Annotated in this window: 13 protein-coding genes; 3 read left to right on the top strand and 10 right to left on the bottom strand. The window is 71.6% G+C overall.

The genetic code is table 11. The features are described from left to right. Positions 1–27: 27 nt before the first annotated feature. From RTA_RS03410 to RTA_RS03385, 6 genes are read right to left on the bottom strand one after another with little or no spacing between them, the layout of a single operon-like run. A complete protein-coding gene (locus tag RTA_RS03410) occupies positions 28–948 on the bottom strand; it encodes a 2-hydroxyacid dehydrogenase (protein WP_013899977.1) in 921 nt (306 codons plus the stop codon). A 27-nt stretch (positions 949–975) separates the two neighbouring features. Further along, on the bottom strand, positions 976–3,006 hold the full coding sequence (locus tag RTA_RS03405) for an acetyl/propionyl/methylcrotonyl-CoA carboxylase subunit alpha (RefSeq protein WP_013899976.1): 2,031 nt from the start codon (positions 3,004–3,006) through the stop codon (positions 976–978). Beyond that, on the bottom strand, positions 3,007–3,645 hold the full coding sequence (locus RTA_RS03400) for a DUF4126 domain-containing protein (protein WP_013899975.1): 639 nt from the start codon (positions 3,643–3,645) through the stop codon (positions 3,007–3,009). It abuts the gene before it with no gap. Between the two features lie 5 nt (positions 3,646–3,650). Beyond that, positions 3,651–4,436 (bottom strand): enoyl-CoA hydratase/isomerase family protein, encoded by a 786-nt coding sequence (locus RTA_RS03395; RefSeq protein ID WP_013899974.1) that lies wholly within the window; start codon positions 4,434–4,436, stop codon positions 3,651–3,653. A gap of 17 nt (positions 4,437–4,453) precedes the next feature. Beyond that, complete coding sequence (locus RTA_RS03390; RefSeq protein ID WP_041675008.1) at positions 4,454–5,593, bottom strand: acyl-CoA dehydrogenase family protein; 1,140 nt, start codon at positions 5,591–5,593, stop codon at positions 4,454–4,456. A 52-nt stretch (positions 5,594–5,645) separates the two neighbouring features. After that, on the bottom strand, positions 5,646–7,253 hold the full coding sequence (locus RTA_RS03385; protein ID WP_041676027.1) for a carboxyl transferase domain-containing protein: 1,608 nt from the start codon (positions 7,251–7,253) through the stop codon (positions 5,646–5,648). Between the two features lie 121 nt (positions 7,254–7,374). Between RTA_RS03385 and RTA_RS03380 the strand changes: the two genes are divergently transcribed. Further along, positions 7,375–8,472, top strand: a complete 1,098-nt coding sequence (locus RTA_RS03380; RefSeq protein ID WP_049871214.1) for an AraC family transcriptional regulator — start codon at positions 7,375–7,377, stop codon at positions 8,470–8,472. On the opposite strand, the gene RTA_RS03375 is transcribed toward RTA_RS03380, so the two are convergent. Both RTA_RS03375 and RTA_RS03370 read right to left on the bottom strand, forming a co-directional pair. Continuing rightward, positions 8,469–9,278: a glycine zipper 2TM domain-containing protein gene (locus RTA_RS03375; protein WP_049871213.1), complete on the bottom strand. Its 810-nt coding sequence runs from the start codon at positions 9,276–9,278 to the stop codon at positions 8,469–8,471. The genes RTA_RS03380 and RTA_RS03375 overlap by 4 nt on opposite strands. Before the next feature lie 100 nt (positions 9,279–9,378). Then, the gene (locus RTA_RS03370; protein WP_013899969.1) at positions 9,379–9,615 is read right to left on the bottom strand and encodes a DUF2061 domain-containing protein; all 237 of its coding nucleotides are present in this window, start codon (positions 9,613–9,615) and stop codon (positions 9,379–9,381) included. Positions 9,616–9,748: 133 nt separating this feature from the next. Here RTA_RS03370 and RTA_RS03365 point away from each other — a divergent pair, with 133 nt between their 5' ends. Then, the gene (locus tag RTA_RS03365) at positions 9,749–10,354 is read left to right on the top strand and encodes an acyloxyacyl hydrolase (protein ID WP_013899968.1); all 606 of its coding nucleotides are present in this window, start codon (positions 9,749–9,751) and stop codon (positions 10,352–10,354) included. Between the two features lies 1 nt (position 10,355). Here RTA_RS03365 and RTA_RS03360 read toward each other — a convergent pair whose 3' ends face one another. Continuing rightward, complete coding sequence (locus tag RTA_RS03360) at positions 10,356–10,829, bottom strand: hypothetical protein (protein WP_143762896.1); 474 nt, start codon at positions 10,827–10,829, stop codon at positions 10,356–10,358. 118 nt (positions 10,830–10,947) lie between these two features. Here RTA_RS03360 and RTA_RS03355 point away from each other — a divergent pair, with 118 nt between their 5' ends. After that, on the top strand, positions 10,948–11,694 hold the full coding sequence (locus RTA_RS03355) for a formylglycine-generating enzyme family protein (RefSeq protein ID WP_041675007.1): 747 nt from the start codon (positions 10,948–10,950) through the stop codon (positions 11,692–11,694). A gap of 69 nt (positions 11,695–11,763) precedes the next feature. Here RTA_RS03355 and RTA_RS03350 read toward each other — a convergent pair whose 3' ends face one another. After that, positions 11,764–12,291, bottom strand: a complete 528-nt coding sequence (locus RTA_RS03350; RefSeq protein ID WP_013899965.1) for a porin family protein — start codon at positions 12,289–12,291, stop codon at positions 11,764–11,766. Positions 12,292–12,392: the final 101 nt, after the last annotated feature.

Below are 12,392 nucleotides of genomic sequence, written 5' to 3'. Positions count from 1 at the left end.
CCCGCCGGGAGAGGGTGGGGATGAGGGCTAGTATCCACGGTCCGGATCGACCACGCCGGCGATGGGCTCGCCGCGCTCCAGCGCGCGGATCTTGCCGGCGATCTGGGCGATGCTCTCGTCGCGCAGCGTGCGTGCCGAGGTGTGGGGCGTGACCGTGAGCTTGGGATGTTTCCAGAACGGATGCTGCGCCGGCAGCGGCTCGGTGCGGAACACATCCAGCGTGGCGCCGGCCAGGTGGCCGTTGTCCAGCAGGGTCAGCAGGTCCTCGTCCACCAGGTGCGCGCCGCGCGCGACGTTGATGAGGTATCCGCCCGGCTGCAGCTTGGCCAGGTGGTGTCGGTTCAGGATGCCTTCGGTGTCCGGCGTCAGCGGCAGCAGGCACACCAGCACGCGGGTGCGCACCAGGAAGGCGTCGAACTGGTCCGCGCCGGCGAAGGTCTGCACGCCCGGCACGCGCCTGGCCGTGCGGCTCCAGCCCAGCACCGGGAAGTCGAACTGCGCCACGGCGCGGGCCACCCGCTCGCCCAGCACGCCCAGGCCCATCACGCCCACCGGGAACTCGCCGCGTGAACGGGGTTTGCGGTAGGACCACTTGCCCTGGGCCACGTCGCGCTCGTAGCCGTCGAACTCGCGGAAGTGGCGGATCAGCGCATGGCAGACGTACTCGGCCATCTGCACCGACATGCCGGCATCGTCGAGCCGCACCACCCGGGCGAGCGGCGGCAGCCGCAGCTTCATCAGCGCGTCCACGCCGGCGCCGATGTTGAAGATGCCCTTGAGCCCGGCCTGCTCGTCCAGGAACTGCTGGGGCGGCGCCCAGACCACGGCGTGGTCGGCCTGGGGCGCGCCGGGTTCCCACAGCCGGACTTCGGCCTCCGGCAGCGCGGCGCGCAGGCCGGAGAGCCAGGGCTCGGGCTTGGTATCGGTGCAGCAGAAGGCGATGCGCATCCCGCTATTTTGGCGTCCTCGGGCAGTTCAGGTCGCCGCCAGCCTCAGCAGTTCGGCGCCCTCGGCGACTTGGTCGCCCGGCCCGTACAGCAGCTCGGCCACGGTGCCGTCGGCCGGCGCGGCAATTGTGTGCTCCATCTTCATGGCCTCCATCACGGCCAGCGCCTGCCCCTTGCGCACCGCGTCGCCGGCCTGGACGGCGAAGGACACGACCTTGCCCGGCATGGGCGCGGTGAGCCGGCCGGTCTCGGCCTGGCCCTCGCCCGCATGGGCCAGCAGGTCCACCGACACGATGGTCGCCGCGCCGCGGCCGCCGAACACGTGGTCGGTCTCGCCCTCGGCATAGACCCAGACGCGCTCGCGCAGGCCGGCGAAGCGGATGTCGATGCAAGCAGAGCCGTCGGTGTCGACCACCAGCGGCCCGGCGGCGTCGCCCACCGCCAGGAACAGCCCGCCGTCGTGCAGATAGCTCAGCTCGGCCTTGGCACGCTCGCCATCGAAGTCGAATTCGAAGCGCCGCGTGGCCACGCCGTGCGAGCGCCAGCCGTCGCGCCGGCTGAACGGGTCCCGGCCCTCCTGTGCCTTCTCGTCCAGCAGCGTGCGGGCCACGGCCGCGGCGGCGGCCAGCGGCAGGGGCATGCTCCTGCGGTGGAACAAGGAGGGCGCCTCGCGCTGGATCAGGGCGGTGTCCAGGTCGGCCTTGGCGAAGGACTCGCTGCGCACCACCTGGCGCAGGAACTGCACGTTGGTGGCCGGGCCCACGATGTGGGTCTGGGCCAGCGCCCGGTCCAGCCGCGCCAGCGCCTCGGCGCGGTCGGCGCCGTGCACGATGAGCTTGGCGATCATGGAGTCGTAGTAGGGTGAGATCGCGTCGCCCTCGCGCACGCCCGAGTCCACTCTGGCGCGGCGGCCCTCACCCCCACCCTCTCCCAGAGGGAGAGGGTGCAGGAACTCTGCACAGGGGGGCGTGCGGTACACCTGCAGCGTCCCGGTCGCCGGCAGGAAGTTGTTGTCGGGGTTCTCGGCGCAGATGCGGGCCTCGATGGCATGGCCGTGCATGCGCAGCTGGTCCTGCTTCAGCGGCAGCGGCTCGCCGGCGGCCACGCGCAGCTGCCACTCCACCAGGTCCAGGCCGGTGATGGCCTCGGTCACCGGATGCTCCACCTGCAGCCGGGTGTTCATCTCCATGAAGAAGAAGTCCATCTTCCCGCCTTCGCGTTGCTCCACGATGAACTCCACCGTGCCGGCGCCCACGTAGTCCACCGCGCGCGCGGCGGCCACCGCCGCCTCGCCCATCCGGCGGCGCAGCTCGGGCGCCATGCCGGGGGCCGGTGCCTCCTCCAGCACCTTCTGGTGGCGCCGCTGCACCGAGCAGTCGCGCTCGAACAGCCACAGGCAGTTGCCGTGCGTGTCGCCGAACACCTGGATTTCGATGTGCCGCGGCCGCTGCACGTACTTCTCGATCAGCACCGCGTCGTCGCCGAAGCTGCCGGCCGCCTCGCGCTTGCACGAGGCCAGGGCCGCCTCGAAGTCGGCAGCCTTCTCGACCGCGCGCATGCCCTTGCCGCCGCCGCCGGCGCTGGCCTTGATGAGCACCGGGTAGCCGATGCGCCCGGCCTGGTCCTGGAGGAACGCCGCGTCCTGGTTGGCGCCGTGGTAGCCCGGCACCAGGGGCACGCCGGCCTTCTCCATCAGCTGCTTGGATTGCGCCTTCAGCCCCATGGCCTGGACGGCCGAGGCCGGCGGGCCGATGAAGACCAGGCCGGCGTCGGCGCAGGCCTGGGCGAACTCCTCGTTCTCGCTGAGGAAGCCGTAGCCGGGGTGGATGGCCTGCGCGCCGGTAGCCCGCGCGGCCTCGATGATGCGTTCCCAGCGCAGGTAGCTGTCGCGCGGGGCGCTGCCGCCGATGTGCACCGCCTCGTCGCAGGCGGCCACGTGCTTGGCCCGGGCATCGGCATCCGAGTAGACCGCCACCGTGCCCACCGCCAGGCGCCGGGCCGTGGCGGCCACGCGGCAGGCGATCTCACCCCGGTTGGCGATCAGAATCTTCTGGAACATTCAGCTTCCTTGGGTGGGCGAGCGGCTGCCCGCGAAGAACTCGGAGACGTTGCGCGCCACCGCGCGCAGGAACTTGAACAGCACGACCATCAGCACGACGGCCAGCACCACGGTGAAGGCCAGCACGACGCCGAAGATCAGCGGATGGGTGGCCGCCAGCCACAGCATGAAGACGACCAGGCCGTCCTCCAGCAGCGACACGCCGATGTTGGAGAACGGCTCGGGCGAGGTGTTGACCGCCGCCCGCGTGGTCAGCTTGGCGGTGTGGCTGGTGGCCGCCAGGCTGCCGCCCAGCAGCGCGCCGACCCAGCCCATGGCGCTGCCGTCGGCGCCCAGCGCGCCCGCGGCCAGCGCGGCGCCGGCCGGGATGCGGATCAGCGTGTGGGCCGTGTCCCAGAGCGAATCGACCAGCGGCACCTTGTCGGCGAAGAACTCCACGAACAGCATGAAGGCGCTGGTGCCCAGCACCCCCGGATGCTGCAGGACCTGCAAACCTTGCGGCAAATCCAGCCAGCCCAGGTAGCCGGCGGCGCCGGCCATGAACACCGCCGCGTACAGCCGCACCCCGCTGGCCCAGCCGAGCGCGGCGGCCAGGGCCAGGAGTTGGGGGGTGTCGGCGTAGGCGGGCAGGTTGTCCATGAAGATCAGCTTGGCAACATCCAGGCCGGCTTTCGTTTTTCCAGGAAGGAGCGGATGCCTTCGCGGCCTTCCTCGCTCACCCGGATGTCGGCGATGCCCTCCACGGTGCGCTGGATCAGGGGCGCGGTGATGTCGTGCCCGGCCACGTCGTGCACCAGCTGCTTGCAGGCCGTGACCGCCGCCGGGCCGGCCTGCACCAAGGCCTGCGCAACCTCCGCCACCTTGCCGTCGAGCTGGTCGGCGGTCACCACCTCGTGGACCAAGCCGATGCGGTGGGCCTCGGCGGCGCCGAAGCGCTCGGCCGTGAGGAACCAGCGGTGCGCCGCCCGAGCGCCCATGGCGCGGATCACGTAGGGGCTGATGGTCGCCGGGATCAGGCCGAGCCGGGTCTCGGACAGGCAGTACTGGGCCGTGTCCACCGACACCGCGATGTCGCAGGCGGCCACCAGGCCGCATCCGCCGGCGTACACGTCGCCCTGCACCCTGGCGATGGTGGGCTTGGGGCAGCGGAAGACGATCTCCAGCATGCGCGCCAGCGCCGTCGCGTCGGCGATGTTCTCGTCGCGGGTGTAGCCGGCCATGCGCTTCATCCAGTTCAGGTCGGCGCCGGCGCAGAAGGCCGGGCCGTTGGCGGCCAGCACCACGCAGCGCACCTCCGTCCGCTGGCCCAGTTCGTGGAACACCGCCATCATCTCGGCGATGACCTCGTCGTTGAAGGCATTGCGCACCTCGGGCCGGTTGAGCGTGACGGTGGCCACGCCGGCTGCGAACTGCAGCAGCAGGTGTTTCATGTTCGTTCTCCCTTGGCTCAGTAGCGCTTGGCGACCTCTTCCAGCATGACCTCGGTGGCGCCGCCGCCGATGGCCAGCACCCGGGCATCGCGCCACAGCCGCTCGATCGCCGTCTCGCGGATGTAGCCCATGCCGCCGTGGAACTGCTGGCAGGTCTGCACCACCTCGTTCACCAGCTCGCCGGTCAGCGCCTTGAGCATGGACACATCCTGCACGATGTCGTGCCCCTGTGTCACGCGCCAGGCGCAGTGGTACATGAACTGCCGCGCTGCCCGCGTCTTGGCATCCAGCATGGCCAGGCGCTGGCGGATGGTCTGCTGGTCCCACAGCGGCCCGCCGAAGGCCTGGCGCTGGCGCACGTAGTCCAGCGTCAGCTTGAGCGCCTGCTGGCAGTGGCCGACGGCCATGGCACCCAGGGCGATGCGCTCGGTCTGGAAGTTCTTCATCACCGAGTAGAAGCCCTTGCCCTCCTCGCCCAGCAGGTTGGTGGCCGGGATGCGCACGTTGTCGAAAACCAGCTCGGCCGTGTCGCTGCTCAGCCAGCCGGTCTTCTTGAGCGCGCGGCCCACGGAAAAGCCCGGCGTGCCCTTCTCGACGATGAACATCGAGACCTCGCGCCTGCCCGGCCCGGTCTTGGCGGCGACGAAGTACAGGTCGGCCATCACGCCGTTGGTGATGAACATCTTGGTGCCATTGAGCACCCAGTGGTCGCCATCGCCGTCGCTGACGCGCCTGGCGGCGGTGCGGATGCCCGCCACGTCCGAGCCGGCGCCCGGCTCGGTGATGCCCACCGCGGTGATGAGCTCGCCGCCGACGACCTTGCGCAGGTACTTGTCCTTCTGCGCCGGGCTGCCGGCATGGTGCAGGTGCGGGCTGGCCATGTCGGTGTGCACCAGCACCGTGATGATGAAGCCGGCGAAGGTGCTCTGCGACAAGGCCTCGGCGAACACCAGGTTGGTCATGGCGTCGGCCTCGGCGCCGCCATAGCGCTCCTCGTACATCAGGCCGAACAGGCCGGCCTGACCCATGCGGCGCAGCACCTCGCGCGGCACGAAGCCCTGCTCTTCCCAGGCCGCGGCCTGCGGCTCGACCTCGCGCGCCAGGAAGCGCGCCACCTGCTCGCGCAGCGCCTCGTGCTCGGGCGTGGTGTAGATCATCTCTTGCACGGCTTGTCTCCTGTCCTGTCGTCGGTTGCGGGTGGCCGCCGGGTCACATGCGGAACACGCCGAACCTCGGCTCGTCGATCGGCGCGTTCAGCGAGGCCGCCAGCCCCAGGGCCAGCACGCGGCGCGTGTCGGCCGGGTCGATCACGCCGTCGTCCCACAGCCGGGCGCTGGAGTAATAGGGATGCGACTGGTGCGCGAACTGGTCCAGGATGGGCTGCTTGAACTTCGCCTCCTCGTCCGCGCTCCAGCGGCCGCCCTTGGCCTCGATGGCGTCGCGCTTGACGGTGGCCAGCACGCCGGCGGCCTGCTCGCCGCCCATCACGCAGATGCGCGCGTTCGGCCACATCCACAGGAAGCGCGGCGAGTAGGCGCGGCCGCACATGCCGTAGTTGCCCGCGCCGTAGCTGCCGCCGATGATCACGGTGAACTTGGGCACCTGGGCCGTCGCCACCGCCGTCACCATCTTGGCGCCGTGGCGGGCAATGCCCTCGCTCTCGTACTTGCGGCCCACCATGAAGCCGGTGATGTTCTGCAGGAACACCAGCGGCACCTTGCGCTGGCAGCACAGCTCGATGAAGTGGGCGCCCTTCTGCGCCGACTCGGAGAACAGCACGCCGTTGTTGGCGACGATGCCCACCGGCATGCCCTCGATGTGGGCGAAGCCGCAGACCAGGGTGGTTCCGTACCGGGCCTTGAACTCGTGCAGCTCCGAGTCGTCGACGATGCGGGCGATGATCTCGCGCACGTCGTAGGGCTTGCGCACGTCGGTGGGCACCACGCCGTAGAGCTCCTTCGCGTCGTACCGGGGCGGGCGCGGCGGCACCAGCTGCTGGTCGTGCCGCTGGGTCCGGTTCAGGCTGGCGACCGCCTGGCGCGCCAGGGCCAGCGCGTGCAGGTCGTTCTGCGCCAGGTGGTCGGCCACGCCCGACAGCCGGGTGTGCACGTCGCCGCCGCCCAGGTCCTCGGCCGAGACGATCTCGCCGATGGCGGCCTTCACCAGCGGCGGGCCGCCCAGGAAGATGGTGCCCTGGTTCTTGACGATGATGGTCTCGTCGCTCATGGCCGGCACGTAGGCGCCGCCCGCGGTGCACGAGCCCATCACCACCGCGATCTGGGCGATGCCCTGGGCCGACAGGTTGGCCTGGTTGTAGAAGATGCGGCCGAAGTGGTCGCGGTCGGGGAACACGTCGTCCTGGTTGGGCAGGTTGGCGCCGCCCGAGTCCACCAGGTAGATGCAGGGCAGGCGGTTCTGCATCGCCACCTCCTGCCCGCGCAGGTGCTTCTTCACCGTCATCGGGTAGTAGGTGCCGCCCTTCACCGTGGCGTCGTTGCAGACGATCATGCAGTCGACGCCGCTGACCCGCCCGATGCCCACGATGACGCCGGCGCAGGGCGCGTCGCCGTTGTACATGCCGTGCGCGGCCAGCGGCCCCAGCTCCAGGAAGGGCGTGCCGGGGTCCAGCAGGCTGGCGACCCGCTCGCGCGGCAGCAGCTTGCCGCGCGCCGCGTGGCGGGCGCGGGCGGTCTCGCCGCCGCCGGCCGCGGCCCGGGCGACCTGCTGGTTCAGGTCCTCCACCAGGGCGCGCATGGCGGCGGCGTTGGCCTGGAAGTCGGCCGAGCGGGCGTTGAGTCGGGTTTCCAGCGGTGGCATGTCTTCGCGGGGTCGTGGTGTGGGCACACGATAGCGCCAGAGCGCGTGCTTGAGGATGGAAGCGGTGGCCGCGGCCGCCGGTCGGGTTGCAAATCCTGCCATGCGGACGCACACTGCCGCGATGCCCCGAGGTCTCCCGCGCCGCCCCGCCCCGCCCTCCACCGCCGTCACGCCGATGGCCTTCGCCCGAGCCATCGTCGCGGCCTACCGGCGCCATGGCCGCAGCCCGGACGCGGCGCTCGAGCTGGCACAGATCACGCCAGCGCAGCTGCGCCAACCCGAGGGCCGCATGACCGCGCGGCAGATGGAGCTGCTGTCCGTGGCCGCCATGCAGGAACTGGACGACGAGGGCCTGGGCGCCTTCGGCCGCAGGCTGCCCTGGGGCAGCTACGGCATGCTGGCCCGCGCCTCCCTCACGGCGCCGGATCTGGGCGTGGCCCTCAAGCGCTGGTGCCGCCACCACGGCCTGATCGCGGACGACATCCGGCTGTCGCTGGCCCTCCAGGGCGCCAGCGCCACCGTCCACCTGGAAGAGCGCCGCCCGCTGCCGGCCGAGGTGCGCGAGCTGAGCATCGCCTTCGTGCTGCGCAACATCCACGGCCTGGCCTGCTGGTACGTCGACTCGCGCATCCCGCTGCTGGAGGCCAGCTTCCCCTTCGCCGCGCCGCCACATGCGCAGGCCTATGGCCATATGTTCCCGGGCGGGCCGGTGCGCTTCGCGCCCGGGGCGCCGGGCGGCATCCGCTTCGACGCCCGCTACCTGGCGCTGCCGCTGCGCCGGGACGAGAAGGCGCTGTCGCAGATGCTGCAGCGCGCGCTGCCGGTCACCGTGCTGCCCTACCGCCGCGACCGGCTGCTGGTGCCGCAGGTGCGCCGGGCGCTGGCGGCGCATCCCGGCCGCAGCCACAGCGCCGAGGCGATCGCCGGGCTGCTGCACGTCTCGTCCCGCACCCTGCACCGGCAACTGAAGGAGGAAGGCGCCAGCCTGCAGCAGCTGAAGGACCAGGTGCGCCTGGAGCGCGCCCAGGACCTGCTCTGGCGCACCGGCCAGCCGCTCAAGCAGGTGGCGGCGGCCGTGGGGTTCGGGAACGAGAAGAGCTTCGCGCGCGCGTTCCGGCAGTGGACGGGGGTCACGCCGGGGAGCTTTCGCGAGGGCGCGAGGGACCCGGGCGCGGCGGGCGTTGCCATGTCCGCCCGTCCGCCCGCGTCCCGGTCCTAGCCGCCGTAGCCGACCGACTGCGTGGTGTAGATGGGGCGCGGCGCCGCGGGCGCGGCACGGCCCTGGGCCGCACGCAGTACCTGGCCTTCGGCCACCACCCGCGTGCCCACCGCCATGGGTTCGGCCTGGCGGTAGGTGCGGACGCTGCCGTCTTCCATGCGCACCTGCACGTCGTAGGCGGAGGTGCCGCGCACCCGCTTTTCGAGCTGGTGGCCGGCCAGGGCGCCGCCGGCCGCGCCGACCACGGTCATCACCTTGCGGCCGTTGCCACCGCCGACCTGGTTGCCCAGCAGGCCGCCGATCACGGCGCCGCCGACGGCGCCCAGGCCGCTGCCCTGGCCCTGCTCCCGCACGGCCTGTACCGTCTCGACCGTGCCGCAGCTGGCGCACACCGCCGCGCGGGTGGTTTCCAGAGGCGGATTCCAGGCCGGCTGGGCCGGGGCCCGGGCCACCACGGGCGCAGGCGCGGCCTGGACCGGTCTGGCCGGGGCCGGCCTGGCCACGCGGACCGGGGCCGGGGCTTGGGCCACCGGCTGCGGCGCGACGGCGACCGGCGCCTGCGGCACGGCGGCGGGCTGGAACTGCGACACTGCCGCGGCGGCAGTGGCCGGCGCGGGCGCGGCCTGGGCTTCGACCGCGGAGGCCACCTGGGGCACGGCGGCCGGCGCGTCGATGGCCCGCATCACCAGCGCGCCCGTCAGCCCGGCCGTCGCCAGGGACAAGGCGCCCAGCGCCACCCACACGGCACGCGGCACGGCACGCAGGGAGGATTGCGGGGCGGTCGGGTGGGTCAGGTCAGCGTTCATGGCAGGCAGGAAGTGAATGGATGTGCGATTTATAACGGCCGGCCTGCGCACCCGCCGACAACGCCCGGCGAAGCTCAGGTGAAGCCTGTTTCCAGTCGTTTCACGGCGGCGGCGCGGCTGCTTGGGCCTGCGCGCGGCCCTCCCGCTTCTGCCAGGCCTTCTCGTGGAAGAAATACGCCACGGCCTGCACGCTGGGCTCGATCAGGCTCAGGGCGACGGCCGCCTGCCAGTCGCGCGTGATCAGGTAGGCCACCACGGCGGCCACCGAGATGTGCATGACGTAGTAAGAAGCGGTCTTTTTAAGGGTCCACCAGTCCTGGTTGCGAAATCGTCCCATGTGCCTACTCTGCCGAAGCGTCCCCGGCGCCAGTAGCAGGTTCGGGAGCGACCCCGCGTAGGTCGCGGCCCACGGGTGCAGGACAGGCGCGCGGCCGCGTTGCCTATGATGAGCTGGCTGCTCACCCCGACACATGAAGCCAATTTCGCCGCTCCTCGTCCCGTTGCTGCTGTCCGCCGCCCTGTCAGCCACCACCACCGCGGTCGCGCACGCCCAGGCGCACCCGGCCGAGCATTGGGAGTTCGGCATCGAAGCCGGCTGGCTGGACAAGGTGCGCCGCAACTCCCCGCTGGACTACCGCATCGTCCCGCTGCAGGCGGTGTGGCGCAGCCCGGCGATGTTGGACCTGTGGCAGGGCGAAGGCGGCGCCCGCCTGGCCGTGCGCCACCGCCTGGCGCTGGTCGCCGAGCACTTCGTGCGCGGGCCGGAGGACTACTACCTCGCGTTCGCGGCCGCGCCCACCTTCGAGCTGTGGGCGGCCGACCGGCGCACGGCGCTGTTCTACGAGATCGGCGGGGGCCTGGGCTGGGTCAACGCCAAGGGCGTGGCCGGCGGCCAGGGGCAGGACCTGAGCTTCAACTGGTTCACCCAGCTGGGCGTGCGGCGCCAGTTCACGCCCCGGCTGGCGCTGACCGGCGGCCTGTACTTCACCCACCACTCCAACCTGGGCATGACCGATCCCAACCCCGGCATCGACGTGCTGGGCCTGAACACCGGCCTGGTCTGGCAGCTCGACTGAGTCAGACGACCGCGCGCGGCAGGCCGGCCAGCTCGATCAGGCCCTCGAACACGGCCTGCGCCGCCTGCACCGCCGCCGCCGTGCGGTCCGGTGCCAGCTGGGCGCATTCGTGCACGACCGCGTCGCGGCAGTCGCTGGCCAGCTCGAACAGCGGCCAGGTCTCGCCCGGGAAGTGGCGGGCCGCCGGCGCCGCGCCGCGCAGCCGCAGCACCTCCTCCACCAGTTCGACCGGCCCGCTGTGGCGGAACTGGCGGTAGCGCATCTGCGCGGTGTTCGAGGGCCGGCCGGAGGCATGCACCACCAGCGAACGAGCCAGCGCCTCGACCGCCGAGACGGTGGTGATCAGGCGCAAGGTGCCGGGCTCGGACGCGGCCCACGCCAGCTGCCGTCGGATGATGCGCAGGCGCGCCGCCGGCGTGGACGCTGTGTAGGTGCTGAGCAATCCGTCCAGTTCTTCCCGCAGGCTCGTCTCCATGCACGCAGTCTAGGGCCGGGGTAACAGGATGCAATGCGCGCATGCCCACGCGGGGGCGGGACTGTGGCGTACAGGCCATCGCGCGCCAAGGATTTGGCATCTGCGCTCCAATCCGGCGATGGCCTGCCCCACGCACCGCTTGCCCCTCGCCGGCCTGGCCGGCGTCCTGCTGGCTTTGCCGGCCTCGGCCGCCGCCCAGGACATGCAGCCGGTCGGCCGCTTCGAGATCGACCGGACCGAGGTCACCATCGGCCAGTTCCGCCGGTTCGCCGAGGCCACCGGCACCGTGACGGCTGCCGAACGCGCCGGCGGCGGCAGCACCTACGAGGGCGGCTGGCAGCAGCGCCGGGGCTGGACCTGGCGCGCGCCGTTCGGCAGCCCGGGTGGCGAGCGCGAGCCGGCCGTGCACCTGAACTACCGCGAGGCCGAGGCGTTCTGCCGCTGGGCGGGCAAGCGGCTGCCCACCGACAGCGAATGGGGCGAGGCCGCCTACGTGGAGCGGCGCGCGCAGCCGCCGTCGGGCTTCGTCACCGGGCGCCGTTATCCCTACCCCACGGGCGAGAGCCCGCGCGGCGCCAACTGCCTGGCGGGCGACTGCGGCGAGGTGCGTACCGTGCCCCACGCGGTCAGCTCGCGCGGCCGCGGCCATGCGGAGGCGGGCACCACCCGCGCCGGCGTCAACGGCCTGTTCGAGATGGGCGGCAATGCCTGGGAATGGGTGGACAGCGGGCCCGGCCCCGAGAAGCGCACCCGCGGAGGCTCGTGGTGGTACGGCGCGCAGGCCATGCGCGACGAGCACATCCAGGGCAAGCCGTTCGACACCGCCGTGGTGTACATCGGCTTGCGCTGCGCGCGCGACCGCTGAACGGCGGCGGCGGAAAGAAAAAGCCCACCTCGCGGTGGGCCTTGGCGGGCTGCGAAGCGCAGCCTGCGATCAGAAGCGGAAGCCGACGCCGACGGTGACGCCGTCGAACTTGCTGCCGTCCTTGTCGTAGTAGTTCATGTAGTCCACGCCGATGTGCACCGTGGGCGTGATGTTGTAGTTCAGGCCGACGCCGTAGGAGAGGTCGCTGTCGGCATCGGAGGCGGATGCGCCGCCGACCGAGGCCTCGATGTTGATGCGGGTGAAGCCCACGCGGCCGAACAGCTCGAGCTCGGGGGTGACGTTGAACTTGGGCTTGGCGTAGACGCCGACCATGTTCTTGATCTTGGCATCGAAGGTGGTGCCGAAAGCGGTGAAGCTGTCGTCCTTCACGCCCAGGCCGAGCATGCCCTCGACGGCGACATTGGGGTGCAGGTCCGCACCGATGATGCCGCGCAGCACGCCGAACTTCAGATCGTCGTTTTCGATCATCGAGTAGCCGATCTCGCCGTACACCGGCGGCTTGGCTTGCTGGGCTTGGGCGGCGGTGCCGAGCATCAGCAGGGAGGCGGCAGCGATGCCGATAAGTGTTTTCTTCAAGGAGTCCCCCTCAGTGGGTCTTGGTTCATGGGTCGGCAGATGCCGATGAGCGGAAGGCTCGTCGGCAGTGTAGGCAGCGCGCCGTCGCGGGGTCAACGCGG

It is taken from the genome of Ramlibacter tataouinensis TTB310, assembly GCF_000215705.1.
In the GTDB taxonomy this organism is placed as follows: domain Bacteria; phylum Pseudomonadota; class Gammaproteobacteria; order Burkholderiales; family Burkholderiaceae_C; genus Ramlibacter; species Ramlibacter tataouinensis.
Note: the sequence above shows the minus strand (reverse complement) of the source record. Positions and strands in the feature narration are given on the sequence as shown.

Excerpts from the sequence above, each read along its gene's own strand:
- RTA_RS03365 (WP_013899968.1), top strand. The coding sequence starts at position 9,749 with ATGAAGCCAATTTCGCCGCTCCTCGTCCCGTTGCTGCTGTCCGCCGCC.
- RTA_RS03360 (WP_143762896.1), bottom strand. The coding sequence starts at position 10,829 with ATGGAGACGAGCCTGCGGGAAGAACTGGACGGATTGCTCAGCACCTAC.
- RTA_RS03375 (WP_049871213.1), bottom strand. The coding sequence starts at position 9,278 with ATGAACGCTGACCTGACCCACCCGACCGCCCCGCAATCCTCCCTGCGT.
- RTA_RS03380 (WP_049871214.1), top strand. The coding sequence starts at position 7,375 with ATGCCCCGAGGTCTCCCGCGCCGCCCCGCCCCGCCCTCCACCGCCGTC.
- RTA_RS03355 (WP_041675007.1), top strand. The coding sequence starts at position 10,948 with ATGGCCTGCCCCACGCACCGCTTGCCCCTCGCCGGCCTGGCCGGCGTC.
- RTA_RS03410 (WP_013899977.1), bottom strand. The coding sequence starts at position 948 with ATGCGCATCGCCTTCTGCTGCACCGATACCAAGCCCGAGCCCTGGCTC.
- RTA_RS03385 (WP_041676027.1), bottom strand. The coding sequence starts at position 7,253 with ATGCCACCGCTGGAAACCCGACTCAACGCCCGCTCGGCCGACTTCCAG.
- RTA_RS03405 (WP_013899976.1), bottom strand. The coding sequence starts at position 3,006 with ATGTTCCAGAAGATTCTGATCGCCAACCGGGGTGAGATCGCCTGCCGC.
- RTA_RS03370 (WP_013899969.1), bottom strand. The coding sequence starts at position 9,615 with ATGGGACGATTTCGCAACCAGGACTGGTGGACCCTTAAAAAGACCGCT.
- RTA_RS03395 (WP_013899974.1), bottom strand. The coding sequence starts at position 4,436 with ATGAAACACCTGCTGCTGCAGTTCGCAGCCGGCGTGGCCACCGTCACG.
- RTA_RS03400 (WP_013899975.1), bottom strand. The coding sequence starts at position 3,645 with ATGGACAACCTGCCCGCCTACGCCGACACCCCCCAACTCCTGGCCCTG.
- RTA_RS03390 (WP_041675008.1), bottom strand. The coding sequence starts at position 5,593 with ATGATCTACACCACGCCCGAGCACGAGGCGCTGCGCGAGCAGGTGGCG.